Origin of the sequence: Streptomyces sp. V4I23 (genome assembly GCF_030817975.1) — a bacterium.
Taxonomy (GTDB): domain Bacteria; phylum Actinomycetota; class Actinomycetes; order Streptomycetales; family Streptomycetaceae; genus Streptomyces.
Genome location: NZ_JAUSZW010000004.1, coordinates 7,832,777 through 7,846,607 on the forward strand (window position 1 = coordinate 7,832,777; position 13,831 = coordinate 7,846,607).

Below are 13,831 nucleotides of genomic sequence, written 5' to 3' on the forward strand. Positions count from 1 at the left end.
CACCCTGACCAGCAGCAACGCCATCGGGTACATGTACCGGTATGGGACGCCTCCACTGGCCCGCCATCGTCGACCGCGCCCGGGCAATCGTGACCGCGTACGGGGAACTGGGCTGCACGCTGCGCCAGGTGCACTACCGGCTCGTTGCCGAAGGGCTCATCCCCAACACGGCGCCCACCTACCGGCGTCTGTCCTCCCAACTGGCCCAGGCCCGCCGCGACGGCCACTTCCCCGACCTGATCGACACCCTGCGCGAAGTCCACGTCCCTCCGGCCTGGACCGACGCCCCCGCATTCCTCGCCGACGTCCCCGGATGGTTCGCGCTGGACCGTACCGCCGGCCAGCGGACCGCGCTGTACGTCGCAGCCGAGAAGGACACGCTGCGCCGCATGTTCACCGAGTGGCTGGCCGACCTCGGCGTCCCCGTCCTGGTCGTACGCGGCTTCGGCTCCCAGTCCTACGTGGACGTCGTGCGGGCCCGCACCGCCCGCGACCCGCGCCCCGCCGTGCTGCTCTACGTCGGAGACTTCGACTGCTCCGGCGCCGACATCGAACGCGACTGGGTCGCCCGCACCAGCTGCTGGTCGAAGGTCGAGCGCATCGTCCTCACGTACGAACAGACTCAGGACTACGAACTTCCCGCGGCTGCGGGCAAACGGGACGACCCCCGCTGGCCGGCCTTCGCGCGACGGTACGGCTTCGACGTCGACCGGCCCGTCCAATGGGAGGTCGAAGCCTTCGAGCCGGCCGAGCTCCAGCGCCTGGTCCTCGAAGCGGTGGAGTCCCACTCGACCGCTCCCAGCTCGCCCGGCAGCTCGCCGAAGAGCAGCGCCAGCGCCGGCAGCTGGCCGACTTCCTGCGCCAGTTCCACGGCTCGGGGGGTCCGTGAGTCTGGGCAAGCCTGCCGGCGGCGCCCTCGAAGAGGGTTGCACCCACAGTTGTCTGCACAGTTGTCTGCACAGGCGGACCCAAAGTTGCACCGGAGGTACTACCGGAGGTGTGAACCCCCCTTTCGTGATCTTGAGCGTTTTCCCTGTTCAAACCCCCCGGGCAAGCCCATCTCCTACGCCGACACCTCTTTCTCCGCGATAGCCGGAGGAAGGGGCCTGTTGATCTGACGGCCCAGCGCGGCCTGCTCGCTCTCTCGTCCCTCCGCCGGCTCCCGCATCACTTCGGCGCCTCGTCCGCCGAACCCCGACTGCCTGCCCCGGCTCCGTTTGTCCGCCGCCCCGTCGCTCGCCAGCGCGCGGCGCGCCAAGCGGCAAATCGGGCACGCTCGTAGCGCTCTCCTGCCACACTGAAGCGCCCCGCCGCCTCCCCCGTCGGCGGGGCCCCTGCGTCTCCGGCCGCCGCTCATCCCGCGCTGTTGGCGGAACGCGAAACGGCCCCGCCGGTGGCAGATTCTAGGGATCGTCGCAACACGTGATCACTGGCGTATCTGGCGAGCTATTGCGCTGTGTTCCGACGAGCCCGGGGTGAGCGGCTCACAGAGGTTCCGCCCGGCCCCTGCTCCTCAGCCCTCCACGGGCAGGAACAGAATGAGCCCCATGAATGACGGATCGGACTGGCCGACGGACAAACTGACCGCGCTCAGACTCGGGAGGAGGCTGGTTGCGGAAGTCCCGGCATCGCGACCAGATCTCCGCGCATTCGTGGACATCCGTCCCACGCAGAGCGAGCCGGATGTCCAGGCTCGGGACGAGGGATGGGTTCGCAGCGACGCTGAACGTAGCTTTCGGCTGGAGCATTGGGAGTACGACCGCGAGCACATTGATGGCTTCGACTATGACGTCGGCTCAGCCCTCATCAGGTCCGCCGACCCCCCGGAAGAGTCTGAGCTGACCACCGTTCTCAACGCATGGGGCACCCAGCCCGGCCTCTTCGTCTACCCCTGGGAAAGCGACGATCCCAGGTAGGCGAAGATCAGCTCAAGGGCGCTGTCAGCTCGCGCAGACGCGCGGCAGGGGTTTCCCAGCCGAGCGTCTTGCGTGGGCGGCTGTTCAGTTCGGCGGCGACGGCGGCCAGGTCTTCGGGGGTGTGGACCGCCAGGTCGGTGGCCTTGGGAAAGTACTGCCGCAGCAGTCCGTTGGTGTTCTCGTTCGACCCGCGCTGCCAGGGGCTGGCCGGGTTGCAGAAGTAGACCGGGATGTCGGTGGCCACCGTGAATGCCCGGTCCTCGGCTTCGGCGGGCCGGTCGCTGATCATGACCATGTCCTTGACCGGGTGGGAGATGCGCTTGTGAGCATGGCGGTTGGGACGCCGTCGGGCACGGCCCGTGCCGAGGGCTCGGATCAGTTCCCGGCGCAGTTCACCGCGGCCCTGGACGTAGAGGGCCTGGTAGATCGTCTCGTGGGTCACGTGCATCTCCGGCCGGTCGGGGAAGCGTGCCCGCAGAGCCTGACAGATCTGCTCAGGGCTCCACCGCATCGTGAGGTGGTTCTGGACGAAGTCCCGCAGCTCGGTGTTCTGGCCGATCTTGCCGGGCTTTGGGCGGGGCCGGCGAGCATCAGCACGGGCCTGAGCGGTGTGTGGCCGGTAGTACCAGCCGCCGTTCGGCATGGTGCGCCGGTTGCGGTGTATCTCGCGGCTGACCGTGGAGGGACTGCGGCCCAGTTCTGCGGCGATCTGCCGGATCGATGCCTTCTCGCGCAGCCGATCGGCGATGTGGGTGCGGTCGTGCTCCTGCGAGTACCGCGACGGACGGGAGGGCGGCTCCCCGGGACCTGCCGGGTGTCCGGACGTCTGTCCGTGGTCCTGGTAGATCGGGGGAGTCGCCCTGCGGCCCTTGCCGGGCGAGTTCTGGCCGTTACGCCACTTCTTGCCCGTGCGGAGATCGATGCCCACGATGCGGGCCGCTTCCCGGGTGCTGTAGCCCTGCTCCATGAGCTGGAAGTATGCGGGCCCGCTCGCGGGTTAGTTTCCGGGCCCCCTGAGGCTTCCTGTTCTTGCGGATCTCGAAGTCCATCGCACCCCTTGAGCTGGGGTGTTGCAACCCACTAGAACCTAAGGTGGGCGGGGCCGTTTTGTCGGGGCCGACTCAGTGCGCGTCCCAGTCGATGCGGCGGCGCTGCGGGCGGGGCGGCTCGCTGCCGGTGCGCAGCGCCCGCTTGTGCGCCGCCCGGTCCCGCTTGTGCGCCGCCCGCTGAAGCGACGTCCGCTGCCGTCCTTCAGTAGCTGTGTCAGAACTGAGGGTCTTTCACTGATCAGTTTCGGCTCAGCCGGACCGGCGAGGGGCCGCCCGGCCTGCGTCCGGACAGCCCCTCAGCGGGAACCGCTCAGCCTTCTAGCCTTGCCGTTTCGCTTGGGTACGGCTGGCTTTGGGGCAGAAACGCGAAAGTGCCTTCCTGACCTGGGACGATGAACCTTGCTGAGGGGTTCTGTCAGTCCAGGCGGAGGGCACTTTCTACGTGCAGGCTATCGGGTTGCGTCCCAAGGTTCAGGTCAGTGCCGATGGTTCGGGGGTGGTCGGGCATGCCGGGGCACGGTTGCTGGCGGATCTCGCTGATGCCACCGGGCTGACGGCCGCGTACTCCGCCGCTCTCCGGCCGCTTCGGCCGCGCGGGACCGGGCATGATCCGGGCCGGGTCGCCACCGATCTCGCGGTGATGCTCGCGGACGGCGGTGAGTCGATCGCGGATCTGGCGGTGCTGCGGGACCAGGGCCAGGTCTTCGGCCCGGTCGCCTCCACGCCCACGGCTTGGCGGTTGCTCGCCGACACCGACGAGGCGGCACTCGCTTCGCTGCGAGCGGCCCGCGCGTCAGCCCGGGAAGTCGCCTGGATGCAGGCCGCCGAGACCGGCGAGGGCATACCCGCTGCCCGGGCCGGCGGACGAGAACTCCCCGGCCTGGTCCTGGACCTCGACGCCACGCTGGTCGCCTCCCACTCGGAAAAGGAGCAGGCCGCCCCGACCTATAAGGGCGGCTTCGGCTTCCATCCGCTGCTGTGTTTCCTGGCGAACACCGGCGAGGCGGTGTCGGGGCGGCTGCGGCCCGGGAACTCCGGCGCCAACACCGCGAGCGACCACATCGCGGTGCTCGACCAGGCACTCGCCCAGATCCCCGACGCCCACCGGCACGGCACCGACCTCCTCGTCCGCGCCGACAGCGCCGGATCCGCGAAAGCCTTCCTCGCCCACGTCCGCGACGTGCGGAAACGAGGAATCCGTACCTTCTTCTCGGTCGGATACGCCATCACCGAGCCGGTCCGCCGCGCCATCCGGGCCGTGCCCGACCGACTCTGGCATCCCGCCCTGGACCAGGACGGGACACTGCGCGAGGGCGCCGAGGTCGCAGAGCTGACCGGGATGGTCGACCTGGACGGCTACCCGGGCGGCACCCGCATCATCGTGCGCCGGGAGCGGCCGCACCCCGGAGCCCAGCTGTCCCTGTTCGACCAGGACGAGGGCCTGCGACATCAGGTGTTCCTCACCGACACCCCCTACCCCGGTGGCGGCTCGGCCCAGTTCCTGGAGGTCCGTCACCGCGGCCATGCATGCGTCGAGGACCACATCCGGTGCGGCAAGACCACCGGCTTCGGCCGCTTCCCCTCCCGCGACTTTGGTGTCAATGCCGTCTGGCTCGAACTCAGCCTCGCGGCGATCGATCTGCTGGCCTGGACCCGTGTCCTGCTGCTCGACGGGGAGCTGGCCACTGCCGAACCGAAGAAGCTCCGCTACCGGCTGTTGCACGTCGCCGCCCGTCTCACCCGCGGCGGCCGACGCCTGCGCTTGCGGATATCGGCGACCTGGCCCTGGAGACACGAACTGGCCACGGCCTTCCACCGCCTCGCCGCACTGCCCCGTCCCGCCGGCTGACCGGCAAACCCCTGCCCGCCCACGACCCCAAGGACCCCGGAGAACCCGACCACCGCGCCGGGACTCCGCCATGTCCGAACACCGAAATCGCGTCGGCCACCCGCCAGTTACCCCTCAACGACGCCTCATCGCCCCAACCGAAACGGCGAGGCTAGGCGTTGTTGTTGATCCACGGTGCGTCGCTGATGTCGCTGGGAGTGCAGGAGGTGTTCACAAGGTCGCGACGGCAGGTCTGGAAGCGAACCCTGCTGCCTTGGCCTTCGTAGTAGTTGGTGCTGGAGGACTCGTAGTAGTCCTTGTTGCACGCACCCCAGTTGGGGGCACCCAGGTTGTTGTTGCACCAGCCGTGTCGATACGGCTGCCAGACGCCGTTCGCGCCCCTGAGCCAGTTCTCCCAGTAGATGAAGGTCTGGTTCCCATCCGCGAGGGAGTCCTGGATGCTCCACTTGTCGCCGTACCTGGTGAAGCAGCCTTTGGCGGTCCTGTCGTACGAGAGCGATCTGGGGTTCCAGACGAAGACTTCCGAGCAGGACTCACCCGCCGACTCATAGGAGTGCGTGGACATCTGATCTTCGAACGGTTTCTCGAAGTCCGCGGCGAGGGCCTGGCCCTGCCCCGCTATGAGAACGGTGAAGATGACTGCAATTGCTGCGACTACCGAACGGATGCGCATCTGTCTCCTCGGATATCACGCGGACGAATGGAGAAGCTTCTGGTGGCTGCCAGGGAAACCGCGGTCCGCCTGGCGACGCCGTACCAGGCCGATGACTTCACCTTGGTTTGGGCTTGGTTCCTCGTGGCATCGAGCTTGCCGACATCGTCCGCGCCGGAGCAACAGTTTGCTATGTCCCGGACAACTGTTGCCTGTCTGACCTGGTCAGCGGCTTGTCCCGGACACTGTCCGGTTCGCTGGGCGTGATGCCCAGGGCCTCGCGCGCACCGGTTCTGACACAGTTCCTCAGCCCGTCCAGGGCTCGCGGCGACATCGTGCACATCGCCGCCGGCCCGAACGCCTACGGCGCGAAGTGGCCCAAGGCCGTGAAGAAGATCACCGACGTCCTGACGTCCCAGAGACGAAGGAAGCAGACGAGCCCGACGCCCCATCGACAGAGGAAGAGGAAGAAGCGGAGCCAAACGACAACAACGGGACGGGCGGCCAGGACTTCGACGGCCAGGTGGGCATCCAGTTTGGATACGCCTGTTCCCCAGTTGGCGCTCTCGGCATCGCTGAGGACGGCCGTCCCGCCAAGTGCTTCATGGGCAGGGACGGCCGGGCTCGGTGGGGTTATGACTCGAACCGTGGCTAGCGTCGTGGTGGGGGACTCCCCAACGACGGGTTCTTCTTCGTACGGTGCTCGTATGGGCAGGGACGGGGTGCCCCGGCTGAGGCTGATCGTGGTCGCCGACGGCGACATCGGTCCGCGGCTGTGCCGTGGGTGCGGTGGTCCGCTGATGCCGGGAGTGAAGGCGACGGCCGTGTTCTGCTCGTCGGGGTGCCAGTCGAGGCACGGGCCGGGTGGTTGAGACCGGCGGCGTCGTGCCGTATGAGGTACAGGACGCTGACGGACAGCCGATCGAGCCGGTGCGCCGGTACCTGCGTGACTTCGTCGCCCAGGGCCGCCGTGCCGGAAGTGTCCGGAGTTACGCCTACGACCTGTTGCGGTGGTGGCGGTGGCTTCAGGTCGTCGACGTCGAGTGGGACAAGGTGACCTCGGCGGAGGTGCGCGAGTTCGTGCTGTGGCTGCAACGCACGACGAAACCGCGTCACAGCCCCAGGAAGAAGACGGCCGCCACCGCCGGTACGGTCAACCCGATCACGCGCAAGCAGCACCCGGGCGATCAGTACGCCGTCCGAACGATCCGCCACAGCAACGCGGTGATCCGCAGCTTCTATGAGTTCTGGATCGAGCGGGGAGCCGGTCCGCTGGTCAACCCGGTGCCCCAGGAACGCCGCGGGGGACGGCGGCCGAACGCGCACCACAACCCGCTGGAGCCGTTCCGGCCCGAAGGCCGACTGCGCTACAACCCGCCACTGCCCAGACGCCGCCCGCGAGCGATGCCCGATGAGCAGTGGGACGCCCTGTTCGCGGCCCTGCGCTCGGACCGTGACCGGGCCCTGGCCTCGCTGGTCATCAGCAACGCCAGCCGCGCCGCCGAAGTCCTCGGGATCCGCTGCAGCGACCTCGACTGGGGAGACCAGCTCGTCCGGGCCCGCTGCAAGGGAACGGGAGCCGAACAGTGGCTGCCGGCCAGTAACGACGCGTTCGTCTGGCTGCGGGTCTACCTCGACAGCATCGGCCCGCTGGCGCCGAGCGACCCGGTCTGGTCGACCCCGCGGCGACGGCGCCGCGGCGAAGGACTACCGGCCCGGCAGCCGCTGAACTACGACGCCCTCCGCGCTGTCCTGCGCCGGGTCAACGTTGCCCTCGGCACGAACTGGACGATGCACGACCTGCGGCACACCTGCACCCGCAGGATGCTCCGGGATCGCAGTCTTTCGCTTCGCGACATCCAGACCATCCTCGGCCACGCGCACCTCTCGACCACGCAGCTCTACCTCGAAGAGGAGCCGGAGGAGGTCATCCGCCGGGTGCACCAGCACCTGTTGGACCTCAAGCAAGCCGAGCAACCCGCCCTCAAGCCCGTCCCGGCCCCGGCCCGCGGCTACGACGCCGCGGACTTGGCCGTGCTCTTCGGAGAAGTACCGCGATGACCAACACGACCAGCACGCCCGCCCAGCCCTCGCAGGTGACACGCTTTCCCGCCTTCATCGGAGCCCAGCAAACGGGTCCGGCCCGCCGTCGCGTCGGGCCGATCGACACCCTGTCCAGCCGCGAGGTGCTGCAGAAGCTGTCCCAGCTGCGAACGTGGGCCGACCTTCCCGCTGTTGAGGTACGCGCGCGACTGCGCGCCGCCGAACGTATGCTGGACTGGCTGACGCAGCGGCCCGGCGACGGGTGGCAGGAACGATGGGACTCCTGCGAAGCCGACCCGGGGCCGCTGAGCTGGGTCGCCAGCGCCGCCGCGGCAGAAGGACGCACAGCGAAGAACTTCCGCAACGAGGTCACCAGCGGCCTGGCCGGCCTCCTGCTGTGTCGCCTGGTGCTGCCCAGCTACGACTTCCTGGTCGGCTACGGCGCGGTCCGCCTGTTCGCCGACGTGCGCACGGAGCTGTCCGTCGAGGCCTTCACCCGTGCAGAGGAAGCCGCCCGAGCACGGGGCATGGCCGGACGCCAGGTCGCAGAAGTCCTCACCGCCCTGTCCAAGATCGTGCTCCACGCCGGCAAGGAGCTCGACCAGGTCACCACTGACGACGTGCTTGAGTTCCGTGCTTGGAACATCAGCCGCTACCACCGGCACAAGAGCGGCCTGCACGGGGCCTGGGACGTGCTGCGCGACATCGGCGTCCTCGACACGGACAAGAGTCTGCGCGCCGCGATCCGGCTGGGCCAGCTCACGCCCGAGGAACTGGTCGCCCATCACAAGATCCATCCGCGCTGGTCCGCGACATGCTGGTCCACTACCTCAACGAGCGGCGCCCCGGCATGGACTTCAGCAGCTTCCGCCAGCTCACCAGCACCCTGGCCGGCACATTCTGGGCCGACATCGAACAGCACCACCCCGGCATCGACACCCTCGACCTCCCATCGGAAGTCGCCGACGCCTGGAAAGCCCGGCTCGCCTTCACCTCCGGCAAACGAGGATCTCCAGGCCCCGCAAGGGGCGCCTGGAGATCCTCGGCCGCGTCCGGACGCTCTACCTCGACATCCAGGAATGGGTACACGAAGACCCGTCCTGGACACCATGGGCGGTCCGCTGCCCGATCCGCCGCAGCGAACTCGAAGGCGTCTCCAAGCGCAACCGCGCGCGGACAGCGGAGGTGCACCAGCGCATCCGCGAGCGCCTGCCCCACCTGCCCGTGCTGGTCGACACGGCAGAGAAGCACCGCGACGACCAGGCCGCCCTGCTCGCTGGCGCCCGCCACACGCCCATCGGCGAGACCTTCGAGCACGCCGGGAGAACCTACCGCCGGACCCGATACCGGTGGGACACCCGCAGCGCCAGCCAGCACGGCCCGGACGCAGTCCTCGTCACCGAAGAAGGAAGCGGCGAACGCATCGAGTTGCTCGGCAAGGACGAGGACGCCTTCCGGGCTTGGGCCATCATCGAAACCCTGAGGCACACCGGCGTCCGCGTCGAGGAACTGCTGGAGCTGACCCACCTGGCGTTGGTCTCCTACCGCCTGCCCGACAGCGGCGAGGTCGTTCCCCCGCTGCAGATCGTGCCGTCCAAGAGCAACGAGGAACGACTGCTCCTGGTCACCCCGGAGCTGGCCAGCGTGCTCGCCACCGTCGTCTGCCGGATCAGGGGAGACGACGGCCGGGTCCCTCTTGCGGCCCGCTACGACGTGCACGAACGCGTGACCGGCCCGAATGCTGCCGCACCTGTTCCAACGCAAGATCGGATGGCGCCGGGAGATCGTCAGCACTCGAGTCGTCAACCGGCTCCTCAACGACACGCTGAAGAGATCCGGACTCACCGACCGGGCAGGCCAGCCACTGCGCTACACACCGCACGACTTCCGCAGGATGTTCATCACGGACGCCGTCACCGGCGGTCTGCCCGTCCACATCGCCGCGAAGATCCTCGGTCACCACAGCCTGAACACCACCCAGGCATACCTCGCCGTCTTCCAGGAAGAGCTGATCAAGTCCTACCGGGCCTTCCTCGACACCCGGCGAACTGCCCGCCCGGCCGCGGAATACCGAGAACCCACCGAGCAGGAATGGGACGAGTTCCAAAAGCACTTCGAGTTGCGCAAGGTCGAACTGGGCACCTGCGGGCGCCCCTACGGCACCCCCTGCCCCCACGAACACGCCTGCGTCCGGTGTCCGGTGCTCCGAGTCGACCCGCAGCAGCGCCGACGTCTGGACGAGATCATCCGCAACCTCGGGAATCGCATCGAGGAGGCCCGCGTCAACGGCTGGCTCGGCGAGGTCCAAGGACTCCAGATCAGCCTGGAAGCCGCCCGGAACAAGCTCGCCTCACTCGACCGACTCGCCCGGACCCGCAACCGCACCCCTGTCACCCTGGGCATGCCGATCATCCCGGGCCAGAAGGTATGACCTCAGCGATATCACCAGAGTGGAATTCAGTCCTTGCGCCCGGTCGCGGCCACGGTGACGCCGAGGCCGATCATCGTGAGCCCACCGATCCCACCGACCAAGGAGAGCCGCTGAGGCGAGCGGCCGAACCAATCCCGCGCGGTGGCCGCGACCAGTCCCCACACGCTGTCCGAGGCGACCGCGATGGCGTTGAAGACCAGACCGAGCACGAGCATTTGAACCGCGACATACCCCTGACTGCGGTCGACGAACTGCGGCAGCACGGCCGCGAAGAACACGATGGTCTTGGGGTTCGACACACCGACCGCGAACCCCTCCCAGAACGTGCGCAGGCCGCCGTGCGCCGCCCCGCCGTCGGCGAACGAGGCCTGCAGCGAACCACGCTCCCGCCACGCCTTGACGCCGAGATACACCAGGTAAGCGGCCCCCGTCAGCTTGAGCACCGTGAAGACGAGGACCGAGCGTTCCACGATGGACCCGATCCCCAAGCCCACGGCCACGATGAGCACGTAGGCGCCGAGCGTGTTCCCCACGACCGTGGTCAGTGCGGCACGGCGCCCCTGCGCCAGCGCCCGCCCGATCACGAACAGCACGCTGGGGCCAGGGATCACGATCAGCAGGAACGACATGACGGCGAAGGCAAGCAAGCGGTCGGTAGACACCATGAAGCTCATGCAAGCACGGGGAAGGTTCGCTCTTCCAGCCGTTTCTCAACCAGCCTCACGATCCGAACAGACCCTAGTCCGGAAAAGGCTCAGCTGTGTGTACTGCGTCCTGGCCGGCCCTGACGCGCTCGTGCTGGCCACTCGAGCATGCTTCGCTCTCGGCCTCTCACTCCCCACCACCTACGTGGCCCTGGAGCAGAGGATCGGCCACACCTTCAAGCAGGACCTGCGCCTGTCCGCCGTCGTGGCCGCAGCCCGAACGCCCTTGATGGCCAACTGCAGTGGGCCCGCGGCGACGCGATCCGCCACCAGCTCGGCGAGGCCGTAGCCGACGACTACCTCAACCGCCTGGCCTTGGCCGCCTGACCCCGCCCCGGGCCCGCCGCCTGCCGCGGCGGGCCTGGCCTGCTTCCATGCGAAGGGCACAGTCTTGAACACCACCCCCGTTTCCGCCGGCGACGGCCCCGTCGTAGTGGTGCCGTGCAGCGCTGCCAAGCTCGGCACGACCATCCCCGTCCCGGCCGCGGACCTCTACGTCGGACCGTTCCACCGGCTGTGCCGACGGGCCGCGCATGCCATCGCCGGCAGCGTCGGCACAGTCCTGGTCCTCTCCGCGGCCCACGGCTTCCTGACGCTCGGCGAGCCGCTGGCCCCGTACGAGCTGCGCATGGGCGAGCCCGGCAGCGTCCGGCCCGACCAGCTACGCGACCAGGCCGCACGCCTCGGCCTCCACCACGTCGCCCAGCTGGTCGCCCTCGGCGGCCGCGCCTACGTCGATGCCGTCGCCGCCATCCGGCCGGACGTCCTGCGCCCCCTGGACGGCTGCCGCGGCATCGGACAGCAGCGCGCCCGGCTGTCCCGCATCGCCGCCGCCGAGCAGCCGCTGTTCCTGGCGCAAGAGTTCGCCGTCGGCCGCACCGGTACACCTGCCCCGCCCAACTGCCGCCCTCTAACTGATCATTTCAGAATGAGGCCCTGGGGACAGCGGTCCGCGATAGGTTGGCAAGCCACGCGATGGATGCCGCCGGGAGTGAACCAACGATGGATACTGTGTCGCTGGTCTCAGCAGTTGTCTCAGTGGCGGGCGCGGTCGTGACCGTGACCCTGGGCGGGCTGTTCGAGTGGCGTCGCCAGCACTCCGACCGCGAGCAGGCCCGTCGTGAACGCGTGGGTCGGTACCGCGATCCCCTGCTTCAGGCGGCGGCGGGCCTTCAAGCGCGGCTGGGCAACGCCGTAGCGCTGCTGTCCGGGCGGCCAGTCACCCAAATCGCGCCCGATTCGGCCCGGCAGGAGGAATACAACCGGTACGAGAGCCTCTACCGGTTCGCCGTCTACCAGGGTTGGGTGCACATCCTCTTCCAGGAGGCGGGCTTCCTCGACCTGGGCAGCCGCCGACGCAACCGCCGTCTGGTGGAGCTGCTCGCCGGGGTGAGTGGCGCGATAGCGGGACACGAGGACCACGGCCGGACGGGAGTGCTGCAGGGGGGCGAACAACGGCTCCTCGGAGAGCTGATGGTCGTGCCGGACGGCTCCGACCAGGCACGTCGGCGCTGCCTGGGATACATGGAGTTCCGTACGAAGCTTGAGAGCGATCCGGAGTACGCCCAGCGGTTCCAGCCGGTACTCGACTATATCGACGGCCTCGTAGCGGATGGTGCGGCGATGCATGGGCGACTGACCGCCGTGCACAATGCGCTCATCGACCTGATCGACTTCCTCGATCCTCACCGAGTGTGGGTCATGGGCGCGCGTGACAAGCTGCCGCTGCCTGTCGCGGAGGAGGGAGCCGAGAGGCCGGAGCTGGTCGACGGTTCGAATGACGCCGTCGACGTCACCGACGCGCAGGCCGCCCCGCCGGGCGACAACGAGCTGCCACCGGAGCCGCTGGACAACCCGCGCTGACTGCTTGTATGGCCGACTTTGGGGCCTGCTCTTCGGAGTCGGCGGAGGCAGATGATGCTGCATGCCAGCTCCAGCAGGCCCTGGTGGAGGTCGGCGCGGCGTTCGTAGCGGATCCGCAGACGTTTGGACTGATGGAGCCAGGCAGAAGGTGCGCTCGACCACCCACCTGGTTCGGCCCAGGCCGGAGCCATGGGCGGCACCGCGCCTGGCGATGAGGGGCTTGATGCCGCGCTTCCACAGCAGACGTCGGTACTTGTCGAAGTCATAGCCGCGGTCGGCGAACAGGCGCTTTGGCTTGTTACGCGGACGTCCCCGCAGCCCTCGTATCCGAGGGATCGCGTCGAGCAGGGAGATGAGTTGGGTGACGTCGTGCCGGTTTGCGCCGGTCAGGGACACGGCCAGCGGGGTGCCGTGCCGGTCCACGATCACGTGGTGCTTGGACCCGGGGCGGGCACGGTCGACGGGCGAGGGCCCCGACATGATCCCCCTTTGAGCGCCCGGACGTGGGAGCCGTCAATCGCGCAGTCGTCCATCTCCAGCAAGCCCGCCTTGCGTAGTTCGGCAAGCAGGGTCTCGTGCAGGCGGGGCCAGACGCCGGCCGCCCAGTCCCGCAGCCGGCGCCAGCTGGTTACTCCGGAACAGCCCACAGCCTGGGCGGGAACGTCACGCCAGGCCACACCCTTACGCAGCACGTAGAGGATGCCGCCCAGCGCGACCCTGTCGGGTACTCGAAGCCGCCCAGGATGCCGGTGCCTGCGAGTCGAGTGCGGTGGCAGCAACGGAGCTATGCGCTCCCACAGTTCATCAGGGAAGAGATCAGCAGACACCCCGCGACCCTGCCCATGAAGATCGTCAGAATCCAGCCGACACACCGATCTCATTCTGAAACGATCAGTAAGCCCGTGGAAGGGTGAGCCGACCGCCCATTCCGGCCGACCGGCAACGGGCGCCACCGGTCCCGCGGGATCTGGCACACGAGCACAAGGCCTCCGCCGGCGGCGGGGGCCTCGTTGCATCTCCGGGCGGTGAACGGCCTGCGACCTGCGCAATCAGTGCCGTGAAGACGCCCTACCTCACCCCAATATGTGACTAATGTGGGGTATAGTTGTCTTGTTGGTCGGCGGTGGCAGTCGGCCAACACCGGAATCCCGCACCCGAATTCACAGGAGAGCTCTGTGTCGACGCAAGTCACCGACCCGTTCGCGGTCCGCACCTTCGTGACCCTCCACCCCGACCGCCTCGTCCGCGAGCGTGAGCAGGGGCCGGACGGCCACCTGGACCTCGCCGAGCTGTTCTCCGACCCCGGCCAGGGTAGTCCCGGGTT

At 68.5% G+C, this 13,831-nt stretch carries 12 protein-coding genes and 1 pseudogene; 7 read left to right on the forward strand and 6 right to left on the reverse strand.

Annotation, left to right across the window (positions count from 1 at the left end):
* Window positions 1-41: 41 nt before the first annotated feature.
* Window positions 42-1,118: a hypothetical protein gene (locus tag QFZ82_RS38145; RefSeq protein ID WP_307717465.1), complete on the forward strand. Its 1,077-nt coding sequence runs from the start codon at window positions 42-44 to the stop codon at window positions 1,116-1,118.
* Window positions 1,119-1,547: 429 nt separating this feature from the next.
* Window positions 1,548-1,916 (forward strand): hypothetical protein, encoded by a 369-nt coding sequence (locus QFZ82_RS38150; RefSeq protein WP_307717466.1) that lies wholly within the window; start codon window positions 1,548-1,550, stop codon window positions 1,914-1,916.
* Between the two features lie 7 nt (window positions 1,917-1,923).
* Here QFZ82_RS38150 and QFZ82_RS38155 read toward each other — a convergent pair whose 3' ends face one another.
* Complete coding sequence (locus QFZ82_RS38155; protein WP_307717467.1) at window positions 1,924-2,883, reverse strand: IS30 family transposase; 960 nt, start codon at window positions 2,881-2,883, stop codon at window positions 1,924-1,926.
* Window positions 2,884-3,407: 524 nt separating this feature from the next.
* On the opposite strand from QFZ82_RS38155, the gene QFZ82_RS38160 reads away from it, so the two are divergent.
* Complete coding sequence (locus QFZ82_RS38160) at window positions 3,408-4,814, forward strand: IS1380 family transposase (RefSeq protein WP_307717468.1); 1,407 nt, start codon at window positions 3,408-3,410, stop codon at window positions 4,812-4,814.
* Window positions 4,815-4,965: 151 nt separating this feature from the next.
* Here the strand turns inward: QFZ82_RS38160 and QFZ82_RS38165 are convergent, their stop codons facing one another.
* Window positions 4,966-5,379, reverse strand: a complete 414-nt coding sequence (locus QFZ82_RS38165; protein ID WP_307717469.1) for a hypothetical protein — start codon at window positions 5,377-5,379, stop codon at window positions 4,966-4,968.
* Between the two features lie 972 nt (window positions 5,380-6,351).
* On the opposite strand from QFZ82_RS38165, the gene QFZ82_RS38170 reads away from it, so the two are divergent.
* Window positions 6,352-7,527, forward strand: coding sequence for a tyrosine-type recombinase/integrase (locus QFZ82_RS38170; protein WP_307717470.1), 1,176 nt, complete (start codon window positions 6,352-6,354; stop codon window positions 7,525-7,527).
* Here QFZ82_RS38170 and QFZ82_RS38175 read toward each other — a convergent pair.
* Window positions 7,479-8,294, reverse strand: a complete 816-nt coding sequence (locus QFZ82_RS38175) for a hypothetical protein (protein ID WP_307717471.1) — start codon at window positions 8,292-8,294, stop codon at window positions 7,479-7,481. The genes QFZ82_RS38170 and QFZ82_RS38175 overlap by 49 nt on opposite strands.
* 40 nt (window positions 8,295-8,334) lie before the next feature.
* Window positions 8,335-9,036, reverse strand: coding sequence for a hypothetical protein (locus tag QFZ82_RS38180; protein ID WP_307717472.1), 702 nt, complete (start codon window positions 9,034-9,036; stop codon window positions 8,335-8,337).
* A gap of 211 nt (window positions 9,037-9,247) precedes the next feature.
* On the opposite strand from QFZ82_RS38180, the gene QFZ82_RS38185 reads away from it, so the two are divergent.
* On the forward strand, window positions 9,248-9,940 hold the full coding sequence (locus tag QFZ82_RS38185) for a tyrosine-type recombinase/integrase (protein ID WP_307717473.1): 693 nt from the start codon (window positions 9,248-9,250) through the stop codon (window positions 9,938-9,940).
* 26 nt (window positions 9,941-9,966) lie between these two features.
* On the opposite strand, the gene QFZ82_RS38190 is transcribed toward QFZ82_RS38185, so the two are convergent.
* Entirely contained in the window at window positions 9,967-10,614 is a 648-nt protein-coding gene (locus tag QFZ82_RS38190; protein WP_307717474.1) for a LysE family translocator, read from the reverse strand.
* Between the two features lie 466 nt (window positions 10,615-11,080).
* On the opposite strand from QFZ82_RS38190, the gene QFZ82_RS39920 reads away from it, so the two are divergent.
* Both QFZ82_RS39920 and QFZ82_RS38200 read left to right on the forward strand, forming a co-directional pair.
* Entirely contained in the window at window positions 11,081-11,701 is a 621-nt protein-coding gene (locus QFZ82_RS39920) for a DUF6884 domain-containing protein (protein WP_373429465.1), read from the forward strand.
* Entirely contained in the window at window positions 11,683-12,507 is an 825-nt protein-coding gene (locus tag QFZ82_RS38200; RefSeq protein ID WP_307717476.1) for a hypothetical protein, read from the forward strand. Before QFZ82_RS39920 ends, QFZ82_RS38200 begins: the two co-directional genes overlap by 19 nt.
* 29 nt (window positions 12,508-12,536) lie before the next feature.
* On the opposite strand, the pseudogene QFZ82_RS38205 reads toward QFZ82_RS38200, so the two are convergent.
* Window positions 12,537-13,334, reverse strand: a pseudogene (locus QFZ82_RS38205) (IS5 family transposase); the annotation flags it as partial.
* Window positions 13,335-13,831: the final 497 nt, after the last annotated feature.